The sequence below is a fragment of the Pseudoalteromonas nigrifaciens genome (assembly GCF_002221505.1).
GTDB classification, from domain to species: Bacteria; Pseudomonadota; Gammaproteobacteria; order Enterobacterales; family Alteromonadaceae; genus Pseudoalteromonas; species Pseudoalteromonas nigrifaciens.
Genome location: NZ_CP011036.1, coordinates 730,597 through 750,664 on the forward strand (window position 1 = coordinate 730,597; position 20,068 = coordinate 750,664).

Here is a 20,068-nt window from a genome sequence, read left to right on the forward strand (position 1 = left end):
TTTAAAAGGTGCTATTTAGCGCCTTTTTTATTGGCACAAATAAAAGCAGATAAATACGATTAAATAGTTTTCTCAAGCACTCTAATTTACGGCATGAGTGAATATGAGTACAATAGCGCTCTTTGTCATTTTAAAGCTAAGCCTATGTCTGCCACTACGTTCTCATCACTTAATCTCGACCCGTTGTTATTAACTGCGATTGAGCAAAATAATTACACTCAACCTACCGCAATTCAGATTAAAACCATCCCGCCTATTTTAGCGGGCAGTGATGTAATGGGCAGTGCACAAACTGGCACAGGTAAAACCGCAGCGTTTGTACTACCACTGCTACACAAACTTTTAAACACCCCTAAAAAAGATGAGCCAGGTGTTGCTCGCGTGGTAATTTTAACGCCAACTCGCGAACTTGCTCAGCAAGTATTTGCCAGCTTTGAAAAATATGCCCAAGGCACCAATATTAAAGGGGCATTAGCGTATGGCGGCGCAAGCATAGGCCCACAAATAAAAGCCCTAAAAGATGCGCAAGTAATAGTAGCCACCCCGGGGCGCTTACTCGATCATATTGTTAAAGGCAGTGTGGTGCTTTCAAGTGTTGACTCACTGGTGTTTGATGAAGCCGATCGTATGCTTGATATGGGATTTATTGACGAAATTAAACGTATATTGCGCCATATTCCAGGCGATCGCCAAACTTTGTTATTTTCGGCGACTTTTGATGACAGCGTATTTGCGCTTAGTAAAAAACTACTTAAAAACCCAGAATTAGTTGAAGTTGATAAACGCAACTCAGCAGCAGTTGAGGTTGAGCAAGTAATTTACTCAGTAGACGAGGATCGCAAGCGCGAGCTGGTATCGCACATGATCGGCATGAAAAATTGGCGCCAAGTGCTTATTTTTACTCGCACCAAACAAATGGCCGACCAACTGGCTAAAGAAATGTGTAAAGACGGTTTAAAAACCGAGTCAATCCATGGTGATAAATCACAAGGCGCACGCGACCGTGCACTACAAAACTTTAAAGAAGGCATTACCCGTGTATTAGTTGCTACCGATGTAGCCGCACGTGGTTTGGATATTCCGACACTTAGGTTTGTAATTAACTTTGAACTGCCATACATAGCCGAAGACTACGTACATCGCATTGGCCGTACAGGTCGCGCTGGTGAGCAAGGGCTTGCAATGTCGCTAGTAAGTATTGACGAGCAATGGTTACTTGAAGAAATAGAAGTACTGTTAGATACCCGCTTAACGCCACAGTGGCTAGCAGGCTACGAGCCAGATCCAAACAAAAAGCCAAAAGATAACCGCAAAAACACCAATAAATCACGAAAAGACCGCGATAAAAAACGCATTACAGGACAAAGAGAGCCAAGTAGAAGACGTAAATAACAGTTTTTTAGTTTTGGCTTTCAATTGTCAGTGAAATAATACGACCCCGAAAAATAGCCGCGGGGTTGTATTAGGCTAAATTTAGCATTTAAAAGGAATTAATTTATGAACAAAGTTACTAAAATATGGTTGCTGTATTCAGGCATAGGTTTAGTTTTATCGCTGGCAATAATAAGTTTATTAGATGTTTTTACCAGCTTTAGGTTTATATCTAACGAAGGAGTTATTTTTGGTGTTATGTGCGCTGCTATGGGAGCTGCGTTAAAAAGCTATTCAGGGCAAAAGGTTAGTAACAAAAGCGGCCAGCAACAAAAGTAAACATAGTTAACATTGATAATAAAGCGCAAAATGCATTTAGCACATAACTGCTAATTCCCCCTTACCTTTAACTAAATACGTTACTTCTCAAATTTAAAATAAAAAAAGGCAAGCTATAAGGCTTGCCAAAGAGTGTAACTAATTAATCTGGTTTTGTATTAAATGCTTAGCCCTTAAGCTATTAACTTTTCAGCTAGATTTAATTCCATGGTGGCTTTTAATAAGCGGTATAAGTTAATTGATGCGTCAATTTCTTCTTTACGGTTAGTTAAGCTTTCTATATTTAAGCCCAGCGGCACGTTTAAATGCGCACAGCTTTTAAGTATTAAATCGAGATTTTCGCGGCAAATACGTACCGACTCACTCAGCGTATTGTTCGCATCAAGCATGCGCCATTTAGTGGCCTCTGGCACTGAGATCCCCAACCATTGCATAAACTCTAAGGTTTTTTCGCCGCCGCACGGAGTAAAAGTTAAAATAAGGCGCTTAGGCTCAAGCCCTTGTGCTTTACAACTACGTGCATAGCTAGTTATTAACTCTATTGTTGCTTGTGCGTCGTAAACCGCTTGCGAAATAAAGAACTTACAGCCTTGAGCGGTTTTTTCTATTAGGCGCTCGTGTTCATTACGTTTATTAGAATGACGCTCTGCAATAGTAACGCCGCCTAAAAAGAAGTCATCAGATTGCTCTGCCAGCGTTTTATACGCATCTGGTAGGCTTAGTTTTATATCGCCTATCGATGATGGGCTACCTACTAAAACAATATTTTTTAAATCGTAGTCGTTTTTAGTTTCACTTAGCCAATCTTTAAACTCGTTCGCACTGCGTTGCGCCACACTTTTATAGGTAATTACATCAAGGTGCGATAAGCCACGTAATAGGTTGCTGTATTCACGTGGATCGACAGTTTGCCTAAATGGAAACGGACGCGCTTGATTAGTACGGCTGCTTTCGTCTTGAATGTCGTAAATTATTACGCCGTCGTATTCAATTTCGTGTAGGCGACCCAATAGCTTTTCTGCAATGGTTTTTAGTTGCGCTTTATCGGTACCAATTTTTGGCGGCGTAGTACCAATAAGGTATACGCCTTGATTGCTATCTTCTATTTTCTCTTGAAGTGATAAAGCCATAATCCTCATTCCAGCTTAGTTTGTTACGATGGAATTAATATAGCAGCCATTTAGATGGCTAGATAGCTTTATTTAATGAAAGTTTTTCAATCGTAGTGAGGTTTATTCATACAAGCTCGTTACCAATTAGTAAATTTGATACAGTTGTTTACATAATAACAACGCTTTAGGCTCTTATTATTGGCGGCTTTGCGGCATAATCAGATGGTACTTTTTATTAAACTAGCTCAACGTTTAGCGATTAAAATTGATTGCTATAAAAGGAAAAACAATGAAATTTAAATTTTTAGCAACCAGTTTAGCGGTATCGCTGGCACTGTCGGGTTGCGCTATTGAACAAAATCAAACGAGCCAAGCAGTAACACAACAACAAACAAACACTACGGGCGAGGGCGTTTTTTCACAAGACTACTTACTAGAAGAGCTTGAAAATGGCTTGCGCGTTATGGTGGTTAAAACCGATTACCCTGATGTAGTCTCGTTGCAAATTCCTGTATCGGTAGGATCACGTAATGAAACGCAAGCGGGTAAAACGGGCTTTGCGCATTTTTTTGAACACATGATGTTTAAAGGCTCTGAAAAATTTCCTGAGGCTGTGTATTCAAGTATTTTAAAAAATTCTGGCGTTGATAACCGCGCTTACACCACCAACGATTACACTAACTATCATTTAAACTTTTCAAAGCAGCATCTTGATAAAGTACTTGAACTTGAAGCTGATATTTTTCAAAACTTAACCTATACCGAAGAGCAATTTAGAACCGAAGCGCAAACGGTAAAAGGCGAGTACTTAAAAAATAATGCCAGCCCAGTGCGTAAATTACTTAGCGCAGTACGCGAAGAGGCCTTTGAGCAACACACTTATAAACACACCACTATGGGCTTTTTTAAAGACATAGAAGCCATGCCTGATCAAATGGCTTATGGTAAAGAATTTTTTGCCAAATTTTATAAGCCCGAATATGTATCACTCGTAATTGTGGGTGATGTAGACCCAAAAGCCACTATGGCTATGGTTAAAAAACACTGGGGTGCGTGGAAAAAGGGTGACTATGTTGCCGACATTAAAGCAGAGCCAACACAGCAAGCGCCAAAATATAGTCATCAACAAAACCCAGGCTTACCAGGGCATTGGTTATTAGTATCGTATAAAGGCACTGCGTGGGAGCCGGCTAAAAAAGACAGAGCTGCGCTTGATTTACTCTCGCAGCTTTATTTTTCAAACAACTCAGATTTATACCAAGAGCTAGTGGTAGATAAACAAATTGCCAGCCAAATGTTTAGCTATAACCCAGAAACCAAAGATCCGGGTTTACTGCATGTATTTGTAAAAGTAGAAAAAGCAGACGATTTAGCCAAAGTACGCGATGCAATCAATCGTACCTACGCTCAAGCGCGTACTGAGTTAGTAGATAGCCAAAAACTCAGCGACTTAAAATCTAACCTTAAATACAGCTTTATAAATGGTTTAGATTCGTCGCAAGCAATTGCTGCAACCCTTGCAAGCTATATGCATTTTGAGCGTGACCCTAGGGTAATAAACCAGCTATATAAAACCTCAGATGAAATAACAGCTGAAGATATTAAAGCAATTGCTAACAAGTATTTTGTTGATAATGCACGCACTACCGTGACTATGTCGGCACTTGATAAAGCGCCAAATTTTGAGCAAGAGGTTGATTTAAACGCACTGGTTGCAAAACTGGAGCAAGCACCTCAGGCTGCTGCATTTAAAGTGCTAGATAAAACTAACAGCTCGCCATTAATCGACGTAAACTTTTTATTCAATACCGGGGCTGCTGCTGACCCGCAAGGTAAAAAAGGCCTTGGCGCATTAACTGCAGCTATGCTGGCGCAAGGTGGCTCACAATCAACAAGCTATAAAGATATTAAACAAGCACTTTATCCGCTGGCAGGTAGCTTTGGTTATCAAATAGATAAAGAAATGCTGTCGTTTCAAGGGCGTATTCATAAAGATAACGCTGCTAAGTGGTATGCATTAGTGAGCGATCAGTTACTTAATCCCGGTTTTAGAGAAGATGACTTTAAGCGCCTTAAAAAAGAGCTAATTGACGGTATTAAATCGGGCTTAAAAGCATCTAACGATGAAGAACTAGGTAAAGAAGTACTCTACAGCGCGCTTTACAAAGGCCATCCTTATGAAAGCTACAACTATGGTGATATTTCAGATTTAGAAGCACTTACGCTTGATGATGTTAAAACGTTTTATAACACAGAGCTTACGCAATCTAAGCTAACACTTGGCTTAATTGGTGCAGTACCGGAAAAACTAAAAGCTACTATGTTAGCTGATTTAGCAGGCCTGCCTAAAGGCGAGCAAAGCCGTTTAAGTATTCCTGATGCGCCTGAGCTTAAAGGCCATCATGCTACTATTGTTGAAAAGAGTGCGCAGTCGACAGCGGTATCGTTTGGTTTTCCAATTGATACAATAAGAAGTAGTGAGGACTGGACTGCACTGTGGTTAGTGCGTTCTTACTTTGGTGAGCACCGTAGTTCTAACAGCTTTTTATATGAGCGTATTCGTGAAACCCGTGGCATGAACTACGGCGATTACGCGTACATTGAATACTTTCCGCGAGGTATGTTTCAAACTAAGCCTGATGCAAACCTAGGACGCTCTGAGCAAATATTTCAAGTGTGGTTACGCCCACTTCGCTCTAATAACGATGCGCATTTTGCGACTCGTACCGCCTTGTTTGAGCTTGATAAGCTAATTAAAAATGGCATGAGTGAAGACGACTTTGAAGCCACGCGTAACTTTTTAATTAACTTTGTGCCGCAAATGGTGGCAAGCCAAAATCGCCAACTAGGTTATGCACTTGATAGTGAGTTTTACAATACCGACAGCTTTGTAAGTTACGTAACTAACAAACTTAAAACGCTAACAGTAAAGGATGTAAACCGCGTTATTAAAGATAATCTACAAACCGATAATATCCATTATGTATTTATTACCGGTGACGGCGCTGATATGCAAAAGCGTTTAGCGCCTGAGCAAACATCGCCAATGGTTTATAATACCGATAAACCAGCAGAGCTTGTTGCAGAAGATAAAGTGATTGCCGATTACAAATTAGCTATTCCGGCAAAAAATATTGCAGTAATAGCAGTAGATAAAGTATTTAAGTAAGTAATTAGTGCAACAATTAAAATTAACTTAGTAAAATACCCCGATATATTCGGGGTATTTTTTTAGTTAGTTAAAAACTGCTTTTTTGAGTTATTAATTACAGTAAATAAAGTGACATTAAATAGGTATGGAGGAGAGATGTTAGACGACAAAGTATTTTTACGATCGATATTAAATACCATACCTGATCACATTGTGGTGATTGATAAGGTTGGTGAAATTATTTATGAAAATAAAAGTTGGCAATCTTTTGGCGTACAAAATAGCAGTAATTATATAGCTATGTCACAACAGTATAATTATTTACATGAATGCAAAAAGGCGGCAGAACAAGGCGATGAGTTTGGTGTCAGTGCTTTGAAGGGAATTACTGCTGTAATAAGCCATAAACAGGCTGATTTTTATTTAGAATATCCATGTCACAGCGATGATGAACAACGTTGGTTTATGATGAGGGTGATGCCATTTAGTCATAATAACAGTGAATACTATGTTATTAACCATAACAATATAACCGAGCGAAAACAGGCCGAAAATAAAGCTAAACAGTTGGCAAGACTTGATGGGTTGACGAAAATTGCTAACCGCAGGTATTTTGATAGCGTATTAAATAGTGAGTGGAGGCGCTGCGAGCGTTTGGCTCTGCCTTTATCAATTGCGATGATAGATGTAGATAATTTTAAACTGTTAAACGATACCTATGGTCATCAACAAGGTGATGTTTGCTTACAACAAATTGCTAACTTGTTAAAGCAATATAGCAAAAGGCCGAGCGACTTATGTGCACGTTTTGGAGGCGAAGAGTTTGTATTAATTTACGGCAATACAAACTCTTTACAAGCAACGGCCAACATAGATCGGATTGTTACGCAATTAAAGGCACTAAATATCGAAAATAAGCACTCATTACCAAGTAAAATAGTTACTGTAAGTGTGGGAATAGCGACCATAATACCAAGTAATAACAGCTGCGCTGAAGATTTACTTAATGAAGCAGATAAACTGCTTTATAAAGCAAAAACAGCCGGTAAAAATAGCGTGCGAGTGACAGATTTAAGCTAATGTGGGCTTTGCTGTACTACCTTATGCTCATTACGGTTATATCTAATAACCAGATAAAATAAAGAAGGAATTAACACCTTATCGGCTAAATCCGTTAAACTTAGCAAAAGGCTCTTTTTGATCAACAAAGGCAGTAATATGCGACATGAAATTTGGCAACAGCTTCGCAGCGAAGCAAATGAAGTAGTAAAACGCGAACCTCTTTTAGCGAGCCATGTTTATTCGTGTATTTTGAACCATGAATGTTTAGGGGCGGCGCTGAGTTTTATTGTTGCTAATAAATTGGCAGATGCGGTGGTGTCGGCATTTACTATTCGTGAGCTATTTGATCAGTCATTTGTAAGGTGTGAGCGTATGCTAACGCACGTTGCTCACGATATTAAAGCGGTAAAAGATCGTGACCCTGCAGCCGAAACTTACCTTACGGTAATATTAAATTTAAAAGGTTTCCATGCTATTCAGGCGCATCGTTTAGCTAATTGTTTGTGGACGCAAAACCGTAAAGAGTTGGCGCGCTTTATTCAAAGCCGTAGCTCAGAAGTATTTGGCGTTGATATTCATCCTGCTTGTAAAGTGGGTAAAGGAATAATGTTTGACCATGCAACCGGTATTGTTATTGGTGAAACGGCGGTAATTGAAGATAACGTATCAATACTGCAGTCGGTTACTTTAGGTGGCACGGGCAATGAGCAAGGCGATCGTCACCCTAAAATTAGAGCCGGGGTACTTATTGGTGCTGGGGCTAAAATATTAGGCAATATTGAAGTGGGGGCGGGCGCGCGTATTGGCGCAGGCTCTGTTGTGCTAAGTAATGTACCGCCACACACTACAGCGGTAGGTGTACCGGCAAAAATTATTGGTCGCCCAGATTGCGAATGCCCTGCAAAAAGTATGAACCAAAACTTTTTAGCTAAACCTGAGCCTGAAAATGAATCGCATACTAGCTCTATGCTATAAAGTAATGAGCAATTTAAAATGCTAAACAAAAGTAACTTACTTGGCCTGTGCTGTTTTATTTTAGGCGTAGGATTAACCAGTGGTTACTTTTTGTTTTTACATTCTATGCCTATTCAAGCGCAACAAAGCCAGCCGTTTCCTTATAAAAGTATTGTTATAAAGCAAGCTAACGATGAGTCACTCAATAGTACTGACGAGCATGTTAACCCTGCCGATGGTAACTTTCAGGCTGAGAGTATTGCGCCATATACGCATAAAATTGCCACGCTTACCAATGAGCTTGAGCTTAAAACCAAACAACTTAAACGCGTTGAACAAGCGTTAAAATTAGCGCAACTAGATCAGCTTGATTTTGCTAAGCAGTTAGAAGAGAAGTTTATAGCTGAGGATGAAAATAGCCAGTGGAGCTACGAAGTAGAAACCGCGCTAACTGATTTTTTAATTACCAGCGATTTAAGTAATACCGCGCAACTAACTAGTTTAGAGTGCAAACAAACACTTTGTAAGTTTAGCCTAGTTGCCGATAAAACTAATCAGCAAGGGCATGTGCAGTGGCGCGAGCTGAACGATAAGTTAGCGCTAATGCCATGGTGGCAGCAATTTAAGCTCACTTCGTCAAATTCAACCGATGAACAGATAGACTTTATAGTGAGCACTAAAGAGTAAGACGCTGCTAACTTAGTACTTGCGAGTGTAACGTGCCGTCAACCAGTTCAGTAATTAAAGTATCTCCGACTTTTACATCCGCTACCGATTTAACCACCTTTTGCTTATCTGTTTTTGTAATACTATAGCCTCGCGCTAATACATTAAGTGGACTTACCGAATCTAGGCGACTTGCCTGCAGTGCTAAGCTGTTATTAGCTTGCTGTAATTGCTGCTGTATTGCTTGGTTAAGCCGAGTTTGTAATTGTGCGAGTTGGTGACTTGCTTGAGTGAGCTTTTTGTCGGGTGATTGGCGCATTAATCTAGGCGTTAAATTATTAAGGGTGCGCTCTTGTTGATATAAACTATTACGCATAGCTTGTTGTAGTGCAATGCTTAGCTCATCCAAGCGCTGCGCTTTTTGATTTAACTGATTACGCGGATGGCATAAATTTAACCTGTGCTGTAGTTGTAATGCTTGAGCGCGCTTTTCGCTCATATCGTGTTTAAACGCATTAGCAAGACGGTTAACTAGCTGAGTTACTTTATTATGTAACTCTTGCGTATTAGGGCTTACCAGCTCTGCCGCCGCAGAAGGCGTAGCTGCACGTACGTCGGCTACATAGTCGCTAATAGTGGTGTCGATTTCGTGGCCTACCGCGCTCACAATAGGCAGTTGGCTATTAAATATAGCGCGTGCAAGTTGCTCATGGTTAAAACACCATAAATCTTCTAAAGAGCCGCCACCACGCCCTAAAATAAGCACGTCTACTTCGCTGCGAATATTAGCCAACTCTATTTGTTTAATTAACTGCAGATGTGCGTCTTTACCTTGCACCATAGCAGGGTAAATAATAACTTCTAACTGCGGTGCGCGGCGTTTTAGTACGGTTAAAATATCTTTTATGGCCGCGCCAGTTGCAGAGGTTATTACCCCGATACGGTTAATGTTTTGCGGTAGAGGTTTTTTATAAACCGAGCTAAATAGCCCCTCAGCGGCTAAACGCATTTTTAGGGCGTCAAACTCTTGCTTAAGTTGTCCTTCGCCAGCAGGTTCCATATGCTCAACAATAAGTTGATAGTCGCCGCGTGGTTCATAAAGTGAAACGCGCGCTTTTACCGTTACCTGCGCACCGTTAATGGGTCGGTAACTTTGGTTACGATTATTGCCGCGCCACATGGCTGCTTTTATTTGTGCTTTATCGTCTTTTAACGAAAAATACCAATGCCCAGACGCCGGAGTAATAAAGTTCGAAATTTCGCCAGTTAGTACCAGCGAGGCAAAGCCTTGCTCGAGTAGGGCGCGTATTTCTCTATTAAGGCGTGACACGGTGTAAATCGTTTGCAAAGGCTTCGAAAACATAAAAAACTACCAAAAACTATTTATAACCCTAGTTTATCATAAATATTTACAAAATATGATTTACTAGTGCCAGCAACGCTGTTAAAATTTGGCCGCAATTCCTTATCTTAGATCCACCATGTGAGAAGTTGCCAAAATGCTTAGAATCGCTAAAGAAGCTCTTACCTTTGATGACGTACTTTTAGTACCTGGTCATTCTACTGTTTTGCCACATACGGCAAATATTTCAACTCGCTTAACGCGTGGAATCAAACTTAACTTGCCGCTTGTTTCAGCATCTATGGATACTGTTACCGAAGCTCGTTTAGCTATTGCCCTTGCGCAAGAAGGTGGTCTTGGTTTTATTCATAAAAACATGACTATTGCAGAACAAGCGAAAAACGTTCGTAAAGTTAAAACCTATGAAGCGGGTATTGTTACTTATCCTATTACAGTAACTGCCGACTTAACCATTGCAGATGCACTTGAGCTGTCGCAAGAAAAAGGTTTTTCGGGCTTTCCAGTAACCGATAGCGATAACAATCTTGTTGGTATTGTAACAGGGCGTGATATGCGCTTTGAAACTAAGCTTGAACAGCCTGTTTCTACTGTTATGACTAAAAAAGACAAGCTAGTTACTGTAAACGAAGGTGCTGCGCGCGAAGAGATTTTAGGCTTAATGCACGAACACCGCATTGAAAAAATTCTTGTGGTTGATGATGCGTTTAAACTAAAGGGCATGATCACCGTAAAAGATTACCAAAAAGCACAAGAAAAACCAGATGCCTGTAAAGACGACCAAGGTCGTTTGCGTGTAGGTGCTGCTGTGAGTGTTGGCGCAGGTACTGATGAGCGTATTGCTGCATTAGTAGAAGCAGGTATTGACGTATTACTTATCGATACTTCGCACGGCCATTCTCAAGGTGTTATTGACCGCGTTGCGAAAACCCGCAAAGAATACCCAGACTTACAAATTATTGCTGGTAACGTAGCAACAGCAGAAGGCGCTGTTGCGCTTGCAGACGCTGGAGCCGATGCGGTTAAAGTAGGAATAGGCCCAGGTTCTATTTGTACTACGCGTATTGTTACGGGTTGTGGTGTGCCACAAATTACGGCTATTTCAGATGCTGTTGATGGCTTAAAAGGCCGCGATATTCCGGTAATTGCCGATGGCGGTATTCGTTTTTCTGGCGATATTGTAAAAGCACTTGTTGCTGGTGCATCGTGTGTAATGGTGGGCTCTTTGCTTGCTGGTACTGAAGAAGCACCTGGCGAAGTAGAGCTTTACCAAGGCCGTTACTACAAATCATACCGTGGTATGGGCTCGTTAGGCGCGATGGATCAAAAAGAAGGTTCATCAGATCGTTACTTCCAAAAATCAAACGAAGCCGACAAGTTAGTACCAGAAGGTATTGAAGGTCGCGTAGCGTACAAAGGTCCTATTGCAACTATTATCCATCAGCAAGTGGGCGGCCTGCGCAGCGCAATGGGCTTAACCGGTTGTGCCACTATTGAAGAGCTAAACACCAAACCACAGTTTGTACGTGTTACTTCAGCTGGTATGGGTGAGTCGCATGTACATGACGTGCAAATCACTAAAGAAGCACCTAACTACCGTTTAGGCTAATCAGCCGTAATTACATCAATTTATGGGCTAGTTTTACTAGCCCTTTTTAAATAGCTACTCACTATATCAGTAGCATTATTTAGCATCTGACTTTACGAGATACTCCATGAGCAAAGACATTCACGATTCACGAATTCTCATTTTAGACTTTGGTTCACAATACACTCAATTAATTGCCCGTCGTGTGCGCGAAATTGGTGTTTACTGTGAACTGTGGGCATGGGATGTGACCGAAGAGCAAATTCGCGAGTTCAACCCACAAGGTATTATTCTCTCTGGTGGCCCAGAGTCGACAACACTTGAAAACAGCCCACGCGCTCCTGAATATGTATTTAATGCTGGTGTGCCAGTACTAGGTATTTGCTACGGCATGCAAACTATGGCAGCTCAGCTTGGCGGCAGTGTACACAGCTCTGATAAAAAAGAGTTTGGTTACGCCCAAGTAGAAAAAGTGGGTAATTGTGCGTTGTTTGATGCGATAGAAGATCATATCACCGACGGCGGCAATGGCGTACTAGATGTATGGATGAGCCATGGCGATAAAGTAATGGATATTCCACAAAGCTTTAAAACCACAGCTAAAACATCTACGTGTCCGCATGCGGCAATGTCGAACGAAGAAAAACGCTTTTACGGCGTACAGTTTCATCCAGAAGTAACGCACACACATCAAGGGCAGCGTTTATTAGAGCGTTTTGCTATTGATATTTGTGGTTGTGAAAAATTATGGACTGCAGCAAAAATTATCGATAATGCCATTGAGCGCATTAAAGAAACAGTTGGCGATGACGAAGTTATTTTAGGTCTTTCGGGCGGTGTTGATTCATCGGTTGTGGCTATGCTTATTCACCGTGCAATTGGCGAAAAGCTAACTTGTGTATTTGTTGATAACGGCCTACTTCGTTTAAACGAAGGCCAGCAAGTTATGGACATGTTTGGTAATAAGTTTGGCCTAAACATTGTTAAAGTTGAAGCCGAAGAGCAATTTTTAAATGACCTTGCTGGTAAGTCAGACCCAGAAGATAAGCGTAAAGCCATTGGCCACACGTTTATTAATGTATTTGATGAGCAAGCTAAAAAGCTTAAAAATGCAAAATGGTTAGCGCAAGGTACAATTTACCCAGACGTAATTGAATCTGCGGCATCTGCCACCGGTAAAGCACACGTAATTAAATCGCACCACAATGTGGGCGGATTACCAGCAGACATGAAAATGGGCCTAGTTGAGCCGCTACGTGAGTTATTTAAAGATGAAGTACGTAAAATTGGCCTAGAGCTAGGTTTACCGTACGACATGCTTTACCGTCATCCTTTCCCTGGACCAGGTTTAGGTGTGCGTGTACTTGGCGAAATTAAAAAAGAATACTGTGATTTACTGCGTCGCGCCGATGCTATTTTCATCGAAGAGCTTCACAAAGCAGAGCTTTACCATAAAGTAAGCCAAGCGTTCACTGTGTTTTTACCGGTTAAATCGGTAGGGGTTATGGGTGATGCGCGTAAATACGATTGGGTTGTATCACTGCGCTGCGTGGAAACTATCGACTTTATGACCGCGCGCTGGTCACATTTACCATATGAATTTTTAGGTGTGGTTTCAAACCGTATCATTAATGAAATTGATGGTATTTCGCGTGTTGTTTACGATATTTCGGGTAAACCACCTGCAACTATTGAGTGGGAATAATCGCGCGTTAGCTACTAGCTAGTATTAGCAGTATATAAAAATAAAAGCCCATGATTTCATGGGCTTTTTTGTTGCTAATATTACTTTAAGTATTTTTAGATGACTTTATAAAGAACGACATAATTAACCCGCTAATCGCAAGTACAATTCCCAAAATAAACGCTGTTTGTACACCCGCTGTTAATGAGCTACTTACTGCAGAGGGCGCTGATGGATCGGCCACGTTTTCCAAAAAACTATTTTGAGAAGCCGACATGATTGTAATCGCCAAGGCGGTGCCAATTGAGCCAGATACTTGCAGTAAAGTGTTTATTAAAGCGGTCCCGTCAGCATATAGTTCTCTGGGGAGCTCATTTAAACCATTTGTTTGCGCAGGCATCATAATTAATGTTACGCCAATCATGAGAGATGAATGCAAAAAGATAACCATTGCAATAGAGGTTTCTGTGGTTACATTCGACAGATTCCATAGCGTAATAATCATAATAATAAAGCCAGGTGTAAGTAGCCACTTAGAGCCAAACTTATCAAATATGCGCCCCGCGATCGGAGACAAAGCCCCATTTATTATTCCACCTGGCATAAGCACAAGGCCAGCAGTAAGCGCAGTTAATCCAAGGCCAATTTGTAAGTATAAAGGCAAAAGAATCATGGTTGATAAAATAATCATGAATGTGGCAGATACACTCAATAAACCTAAAGTATACTTTGGGTATTTTAAAGTACGTAAATCTAACATTGGTTTATCGAGTTTAAACTGTCTTAACGAAAATATAATAAGAGAGATTAGCGCAATTATAATGGTACTAATTACCAGTAAGTTCCCCCATCCTTTTTCACCTGCAATACTAAAGCCATATACAATGCCACCAAACCCGACAGTCGATAACAAAATTGACAGCACATCTATTTTAGGCTTACTCAAAACAGAAACGTTCTGCACATAAGCCAGCCCGTATACTAATGAAAAAACAAGAAACGGAATGAGTAACCAAAGAATCCAATTCCAGCTCAACAGCTCAATAATTAGCCCCGAAGTAGCTGGTCCAACAGCCGGTGCAGTCATCATAACAAGGCCAATCAATCCCATAATAGTGCCTCTTTTATGAACAGGGAAAATGATGAGGGCTGTATGGAACATTAAGGGAATTAATAAGCCGGTTCCGATTGCCTGAATAATACGACCTAACAGCAAAACACTAAAAGAGGGGGCTATACCGGAAACTATCGCTCCAATAATCGAAAAAAGTAACGAAGCAACGAATAATTGCCGAGTACTAAACCATTGTATTAATAGTGCAGAAACGGGAATAAGGATCCCCATAGTCAGTAAGTAACCTGTTGTTATCCACTGCACGGTAGAGGAAACAACATCTAATTCACTCATTAAATTGCCAAGTGCCATATTTAAAGCAGTTTCGCTAAATAAGCCAATGAATCCGGCAATTAAAAAGGATATTAGAATAGGGACTGGTCTTATAACTGTTTTATCTTGTTCATATGCAATTGTAGACATTAAAACTCTCTTCGCTGATTAACTAAATTGACCTGTGTTGATTGATACTTTATTTACTTTTTAAATTTGCTTTTTAATAAGCAATGAGGGAATTTGCTCTGCTATTGTTTCAAGCGGCTTGCCCGTTTTCATTGTTAAAGCTAAGAGAATACCGCCCTCAGTTAGCGCATGAAAAACAGTAGCTAAACTTGTGGACTGTTGCTCTGTGTAGCCTGCTTCAAGAAACTTTTCAGTATAAATAGATTGCCAACTTTTAAAGGTCGCTTCACACGCCAAGCGAATAGGTTCACTAGTGGAATGTTTTTCTCCAGCAATAGTGCCAATTGGAGAGCCAAGAGGGGTTCCGCCTTGTCCAAACACTCTGGATAATTCATAAACATAAGCTTGAAAAGCATCTATTGGATTGGATACACCCGCAAAGTTTTTTTGAATATCTTCCATAACAAGTCTTTTAGTATTGTTAATTGCAGCAGTCGCCAACTGCTCTTTGCCTTTTGGAAAGTAGTAATACAAGGAGCCCTTAGGTACGCCACTTTCTTCAATTATGTCATTTAGGCCCACTCCGCAATATCCGCGCACTCTAAATAAGCGTGATGCCGTCTCAATTAGAACGTCTTTCGGCTTTACTTTTTCACTCATAACTAAAACACCTCAAATTATAACGACTGGTCTATTATTTCAATGGTAAGGAGGAATCGACTCTGTGTCAATGCTATCGGCTTTACATTTTATTTTGTGTAACCGGTAATATTATCACCAGCATGGCTCTAAAAATGCGCCAAAAGGCGATAGCCAAAGGGGGGCGGAATAGTAGTACGCTTTGTTCTTATCAATATGGTTTGAAGGTGATAATTTAGCTACAAGAGCAAGTTTAAAGGGAATAGCGAAGATTTAAGAGCATGCTAAAATTAGTAAGGCAGGGAGCTTGAGTTATTCAAATTGTAAAAACTATTTAAAAAGTATCTAAAAGCTGCCTAGAAACCATCAGCAAACCATCAGCAAACTATCAGCAAATTATCAGCAAGCTATCAGCAAGCTATCAGCAAGCTATCAGTAAGTTATTAGCAAACTATCTAAATTAGTGCCTAGTTTTATTGAACCACAACAAATAGTAGTATCAGCACAGTGAGATAAAGTAAGCTACAGCACTTTATTGCTATTATATTTTTATTCACAAAACGTAAAAATAATTAATTTAGTGCTCGGCTATTAATATTTGCCTGAGTCTAAGTAATTAAAAAATGAAGAATTAGCCTGCTAATTCGTCGTTTTGTTTATTTAAAAGGCAATCAAACCAAAAAGATGATTTTTTTCTTTACCTTTGGCCAAAGGTCTCTATAATTCGTCGGTATTGCAGGGGCGTAGTTCCAATTGGTAGAACAGCGGTCTCCAAAACCGACGGTTGGGAGTTCGAATCTCTCCGCCCCTGCCATTTCTTCTTTACATCGAATTTATTACTTCTTATATTACCTTACTTACTAATTTCATCGAGTCGTTATGCATTCACGTTACGCAGCTGTTTTTGGTATAGAAAACCTCGAATTAAATCAGCATTATCAAACGGTTAATAACCAGCCAATAAATAATAAAGCAACTGACACTAAAGCAGACAGCGTCGCGCCTGAGCCTATTTCGCTCACAAGCCAGCTATTTGCAGATATAAAGCGTGCCATAGCCCCCATTACCATCAATAGTGTAATACAAGGCACGGCAATGCAATTACATGGCGATCAGTTAGTTTTAACAAATTCACAGCTCAGTACTGCCGATAAACGTGCTTTATGGGCTTTAATGAGTGACCATCTTGATAAACTTTAAATCAGTAGACGCAACCGCTATACCGCAATTAATGGCTATAGAAACCGCATGCCACAGCCACCCGTGGACGTTAAATACTATGAGCTCATGTATTGGTGGGCGCTATTTTAATTTAGCAGCGTTTAACGGCGATACCATGGTAGGTTTTTATATTGGCGAAAAGGCCGGGCCCGACTTTACCTTGATGGATATTTGCGTTGCCCCAAGCGAGCAAGGAAAAGGCATTGCAAAACAGCTACTGAACCAGTTTATTGATTATGGTGAGCAGCAAAATGCTGAAAATTTATTTTTAGAAGTACGCGAATCAAATACCCCCGCAATAAAGCTCTACGAAAATGCAGGCTTTATAGAAATGTCAGTGCGTAAAAACTATTACCCAAGCGACAATCCTGCTAAAAACGGATTTGAAGACGCTATTTTAATGGGCATGGCACTGGGCTTAAACTTTCAATAATATTTTGTAGTGAAGAGTTTGCAGTGATAACTGTATAAAGAATATTGTTGCAGTAAGCCGATAACTTATACCGGCTTACTTTGCTCACTAATAACCTGCTCAATAGCGTTAATTAAGTTAGCTGTTAATTCGTTTAACGCGGCTTTGCTATCGCTTTTTAAATGATCTTCTAAACGCGCAGCACAGTGATAAATATCATCAAAGTTAAAACACCCAGCACTGCCTTTTATATTATGTGCTAATGCGCGTAATGCGACTAAGTTACCCGAAAATTGTAAGCTTTTTATTTCAGCTAAATAAGTTGGCAGGTTAGCGACGTAATTTGCATTTATTTGTTGGAATTTTTCACTTTTGAGTATGTCGTCCCATTTATTTTGATTGTCTTTTTCAAGGTGTAGGTAACTTACTAATACGCTTTCTAGGGCGTCTTTATCTATAGGTTTCGCCAGAGCCTTGTCGCATCCTGCAGCAATATATGTGTCTACGTCATGGTTCATTACATTCGCAGTGAGTGCGATTATAGGGCCGTCGTATGCTGCATGGCGTAATATTTTAGTCGCTTCTAGGCCACCCATTACTGGCATTTGCATATCCATAATAATTAACTGATAGTCGTTTACTAGCGCCATTTCTACCGCTTCAGCGCCATTGTTTGCTATGTCGGGCTCTAATCCCCAAGTTTGCAGCAGCAGCTTTATTAATAATTGATTATCGGGGTTATCTTCGGCCACTAAAATATGTGCATCAAAATTATTACTAGCGAAGGAAAGCAGCGGATCTTTTTCTGGAATGAGTTGATTGGATTGCTCTAAAAACAGGTTATCGGCTAATGGCGTTTGTAAATTACAGGCTATGGTTATAGTAAAGCAGCTACCTACATCTAATTCACTTTTAACGGTTATATCACCGCCAAGACGTTGTGCTAAATTTTTTGAAATACATAGCCCAAGCCCGGTGCCGCCAAAGCGACGGGTTGTGGTAGCGTCTGCTTGCTCAAAAGGAGTAAATAAGCGCTTAATTTGACTTTCAACCATACCAATTCCGCTATCTTGTATTACAAACATCAGCTCTTGGCTTGGTAGGTAATGAACCGTTATAGATACATGGCCTTGCTCGGTAAACTTAACTGCATTGCTGGCAATGTTGATCAGTATTTGTTTTAAGCGGGTTTCGTCGCTGTTTATAGTGTGTGGTAACGGGAGTTGATAATTAATACTAAGCTTTAGCTTTTTTTGTTGTGCCAGCGGTTCAATAATTGACTCAATGTCGTGAATTAAGCGCACTACATTTAGTGGGGCTTGCTCTACAGCAATTTTTTCGGCTTCAATTTTAGACAAATCTAAAATGTTATTTATTAACTCTAGTAAATGCTTAGAGTTGCGTAAAATAGTGCCTAAATGCTGTTTGTTGTTGGTGATTTTATCGTTATGTAAAAGCTGTTCGGTAAAGCCCATTATTGCCGTGAGTGGGGTACGAATTTCGTGGCTCATATTAGCCAAAAAGCGACTTTTAAGTTGATTTGCTTGCTCTGCTTGGCCAATCGCAAGCTCTAACTGGCTATTCATGGTTTCTAGCGCTTTGGTGCGGCTTTCTACTTTGTCTTCGAGGTGATGTTTATATTCTTCTAACTGCTCTTGATAATGCCTAATTTGATTAACCATGTGATTAAAGTCGTTAAACAATATGCCTACTTCATCATCGGTGTGCGCGGGCAGTGAAACACCTAAATCGCCATCACCTACACGGTGGCTAGCTGCACCTAATAGCTCAATAGGATTAAGTAATAAATTACGCACTACAATAAAAATAAGTATTGGCAGCGTAATAACCGAAATAATAACAATTAAGCCGGTAATTAAGCTAATAGCCTTACCCGATTGATACAAAACGGCTTTAGGAATAGTCGATACATAATAACCACCGCTCATTTGCACCGCAAAAATCATCCGCTCTATTTTATCTATACTCGAAAGCTCTATGGTTGATAAAGAGCCAATGTCGGCTAAGTTATGTACTTGGTTGAGCTCAAATTCGCTAATATATTGGCCACGAATATTATAATCGGAACTAAATAAAATTTTCCCCTCATTACTAACGAGTAAGTTGAGGGTGTTGTTGTAGGGGGCTTCTAAAATACTGGTGTTAAGAATAGAAGGATCAATATGCAGTACTATAAAACCAAGCTGTTGTGGGCGCTTAAGATAGTAGTCAATGCTATAAATACGCTGAATAAAATACAAGCTGGTGGTGCCATCTGCTTTTTGCATCATAAACTGCTGTTGGCTTAAATTACTTTGCTGTACTTTGTCAAAAAAAGGATACGATTTTGGCGCTATGCTTAAATTACTTGAGTAGTAGGCATCGCTTTTGCCATTTACCGACATTAAGTTAATGCTAATAATATCGGGATAGGCCTCGCTATAACTGGCAAACACATCCATTAACGCACCTAGGCGATAGGTGTAGCCACCATCAGCATGTAAATCGTTAGCTAAAAAATCGTTCAATACGGGTGAGGTGGATAATAGCTTGGCAGTGGATTGAAATGAGTCAATATAGTTAAATACTTTTTGTTGTTGTTGTTCAACAAACCGGCTCATAATTAAATCAGCTTGTTTTTGTGTTGAGTTGGTTACATTAGTTAGCGTAAAACCACCTAAAAATAACAGCGGAAGTATAACTAACGGCGTTATATACCATAATAACCTAATGCTTAACTTACTGGTTTTCATTACCAAACAACACATCCTCCATGTAATGTTAGTAATAATATGTTTTACAGCTATATTACTCAAGCTTAGCGTTTGTTTATTGTGCTGGTAATATTTATAACTAAGCACAATCTAGGACAATAATTGAGTAAATACGCGCTCTGGGAGAGTTAATAAAAAAAGAATCAGTTAATAACTAAGCATTGATTGTTTATAGAGTGAAGATCAGCGAAAATAGTCTTCAATTACGATTAACATAAC

At 40.1% G+C, this 20,068-nt stretch carries 15 protein-coding genes and 1 tRNA gene; 11 read left to right on the forward strand and 5 right to left on the reverse strand.

Translation table 11 applies throughout. The features are described from left to right. The first annotated feature begins 144 nt into the window (after positions 1 to 144). The gene (locus PNIG_RS03445; RefSeq protein WP_041454344.1) at positions 145 to 1,392 is read left to right on the forward strand and encodes a DEAD/DEAH box helicase; all 1,248 of its coding nucleotides are present in this window, start codon (positions 145 to 147) and stop codon (positions 1,390 to 1,392) included. 105 nt (positions 1,393 to 1,497) lie between these two features. Further along, a complete protein-coding gene (locus PNIG_RS03450) occupies positions 1,498 to 1,710 on the forward strand; it encodes a hypothetical protein (protein WP_089367810.1) in 213 nt (70 codons plus the stop codon). Positions 1,711 to 1,883: 173 nt separating this feature from the next. Here PNIG_RS03450 and PNIG_RS03455 read toward each other — a convergent pair whose 3' ends face one another. Then, positions 1,884 to 2,840, reverse strand: a complete 957-nt coding sequence (locus PNIG_RS03455) for a methylenetetrahydrofolate reductase (RefSeq protein ID WP_011327340.1) — start codon at positions 2,838 to 2,840, stop codon at positions 1,884 to 1,886. Between the two features lie 271 nt (positions 2,841 to 3,111). Here PNIG_RS03455 and PNIG_RS03460 point away from each other — a divergent pair, with 271 nt between their 5' ends. The 4 genes from PNIG_RS03460 to PNIG_RS03475 all read left to right on the forward strand — a co-directional run bounded on the left by PNIG_RS03460 (position 3,112) and on the right by PNIG_RS03475 (position 8,676). Beyond that, entirely contained in the window at positions 3,112 to 5,991 is a 2,880-nt protein-coding gene (locus PNIG_RS03460; RefSeq protein ID WP_086997831.1) for a M16 family metallopeptidase, read from the forward strand. Between the two features lie 138 nt (positions 5,992 to 6,129). Then, entirely contained in the window at positions 6,130 to 7,053 is a 924-nt protein-coding gene (locus PNIG_RS03465) for a sensor domain-containing diguanylate cyclase (RefSeq protein WP_089367811.1), read from the forward strand. A gap of 138 nt (positions 7,054 to 7,191) precedes the next feature. Continuing rightward, positions 7,192 to 8,010 carry a serine O-acetyltransferase gene (gene cysE / locus PNIG_RS03470; protein WP_011327343.1) on the forward strand — a complete coding sequence of 273 codons (819 nt, stop codon included), beginning with the start codon at positions 7,192 to 7,194 and terminating at the stop codon, positions 8,008 to 8,010. An 18-nt stretch (positions 8,011 to 8,028) separates the two neighbouring features. After that, on the forward strand, positions 8,029 to 8,676 hold the full coding sequence (locus PNIG_RS03475) for a hypothetical protein (RefSeq protein WP_089367812.1): 648 nt from the start codon (positions 8,029 to 8,031) through the stop codon (positions 8,674 to 8,676). A gap of 7 nt (positions 8,677 to 8,683) precedes the next feature. Here PNIG_RS03475 and xseA read toward each other — a convergent pair whose 3' ends face one another. Further along, positions 8,684 to 10,018, reverse strand: coding sequence for an exodeoxyribonuclease VII large subunit (gene xseA, locus PNIG_RS03480; RefSeq protein WP_089367813.1), 1,335 nt, complete (start codon positions 10,016 to 10,018; stop codon positions 8,684 to 8,686). A 136-nt stretch (positions 10,019 to 10,154) separates the two neighbouring features. On the opposite strand from xseA, the gene guaB reads away from it, so the two are divergent. Both guaB and guaA read left to right on the forward strand, forming a co-directional pair. After that, on the forward strand, positions 10,155 to 11,624 hold the full coding sequence (gene guaB / locus PNIG_RS03485; protein ID WP_011327346.1) for an IMP dehydrogenase: 1,470 nt from the start codon (positions 10,155 to 10,157) through the stop codon (positions 11,622 to 11,624). A 106-nt stretch (positions 11,625 to 11,730) separates the two neighbouring features. Continuing rightward, positions 11,731 to 13,308 (forward strand): glutamine-hydrolyzing GMP synthase, encoded by a 1,578-nt coding sequence (gene guaA, locus PNIG_RS03490; protein ID WP_011327347.1) that lies wholly within the window; start codon positions 11,731 to 11,733, stop codon positions 13,306 to 13,308. An 85-nt stretch (positions 13,309 to 13,393) separates the two neighbouring features. On the opposite strand, the gene PNIG_RS03495 is transcribed toward guaA, so the two are convergent. Together PNIG_RS03495 and PNIG_RS03500 are read right to left on the reverse strand one after the other, a co-directional pair. After that, complete coding sequence (locus PNIG_RS03495; RefSeq protein WP_011327348.1) at positions 13,394 to 14,824, reverse strand: MDR family MFS transporter; 1,431 nt, start codon at positions 14,822 to 14,824, stop codon at positions 13,394 to 13,396. Between the two features lie 60 nt (positions 14,825 to 14,884). Next, positions 14,885 to 15,463 (reverse strand): TetR/AcrR family transcriptional regulator, encoded by a 579-nt coding sequence (locus tag PNIG_RS03500; RefSeq protein ID WP_089367814.1) that lies wholly within the window; start codon positions 15,461 to 15,463, stop codon positions 14,885 to 14,887. Between the two features lie 716 nt (positions 15,464 to 16,179). Here PNIG_RS03500 and PNIG_RS03505 point away from each other — a divergent pair. From PNIG_RS03505 to rimI, 3 genes are all read left to right on the forward strand, one after another. Next, positions 16,180 to 16,256, forward strand: a tRNA-Trp gene (locus PNIG_RS03505). A gap of 65 nt (positions 16,257 to 16,321) precedes the next feature. Further along, positions 16,322 to 16,642 (forward strand): hypothetical protein, encoded by a 321-nt coding sequence (locus PNIG_RS03510; protein WP_089367815.1) that lies wholly within the window; start codon positions 16,322 to 16,324, stop codon positions 16,640 to 16,642. Continuing rightward, positions 16,629 to 17,096, forward strand: coding sequence for a ribosomal protein S18-alanine N-acetyltransferase (gene rimI, locus PNIG_RS03515; protein WP_089367816.1), 468 nt, complete (start codon positions 16,629 to 16,631; stop codon positions 17,094 to 17,096). Before PNIG_RS03510 ends, rimI begins: the two co-directional genes overlap by 14 nt. 65 nt (positions 17,097 to 17,161) lie before the next feature. Here the strand turns inward: rimI and PNIG_RS03520 are convergent, their stop codons facing one another. Then, positions 17,162 to 19,828 carry an ATP-binding protein gene (locus PNIG_RS03520; RefSeq protein ID WP_089367817.1) on the reverse strand — a complete coding sequence of 889 codons (2,667 nt, stop codon included), beginning with the start codon at positions 19,826 to 19,828 and terminating at the stop codon, positions 17,162 to 17,164. Positions 19,829 to 20,068: the final 240 nt, after the last annotated feature.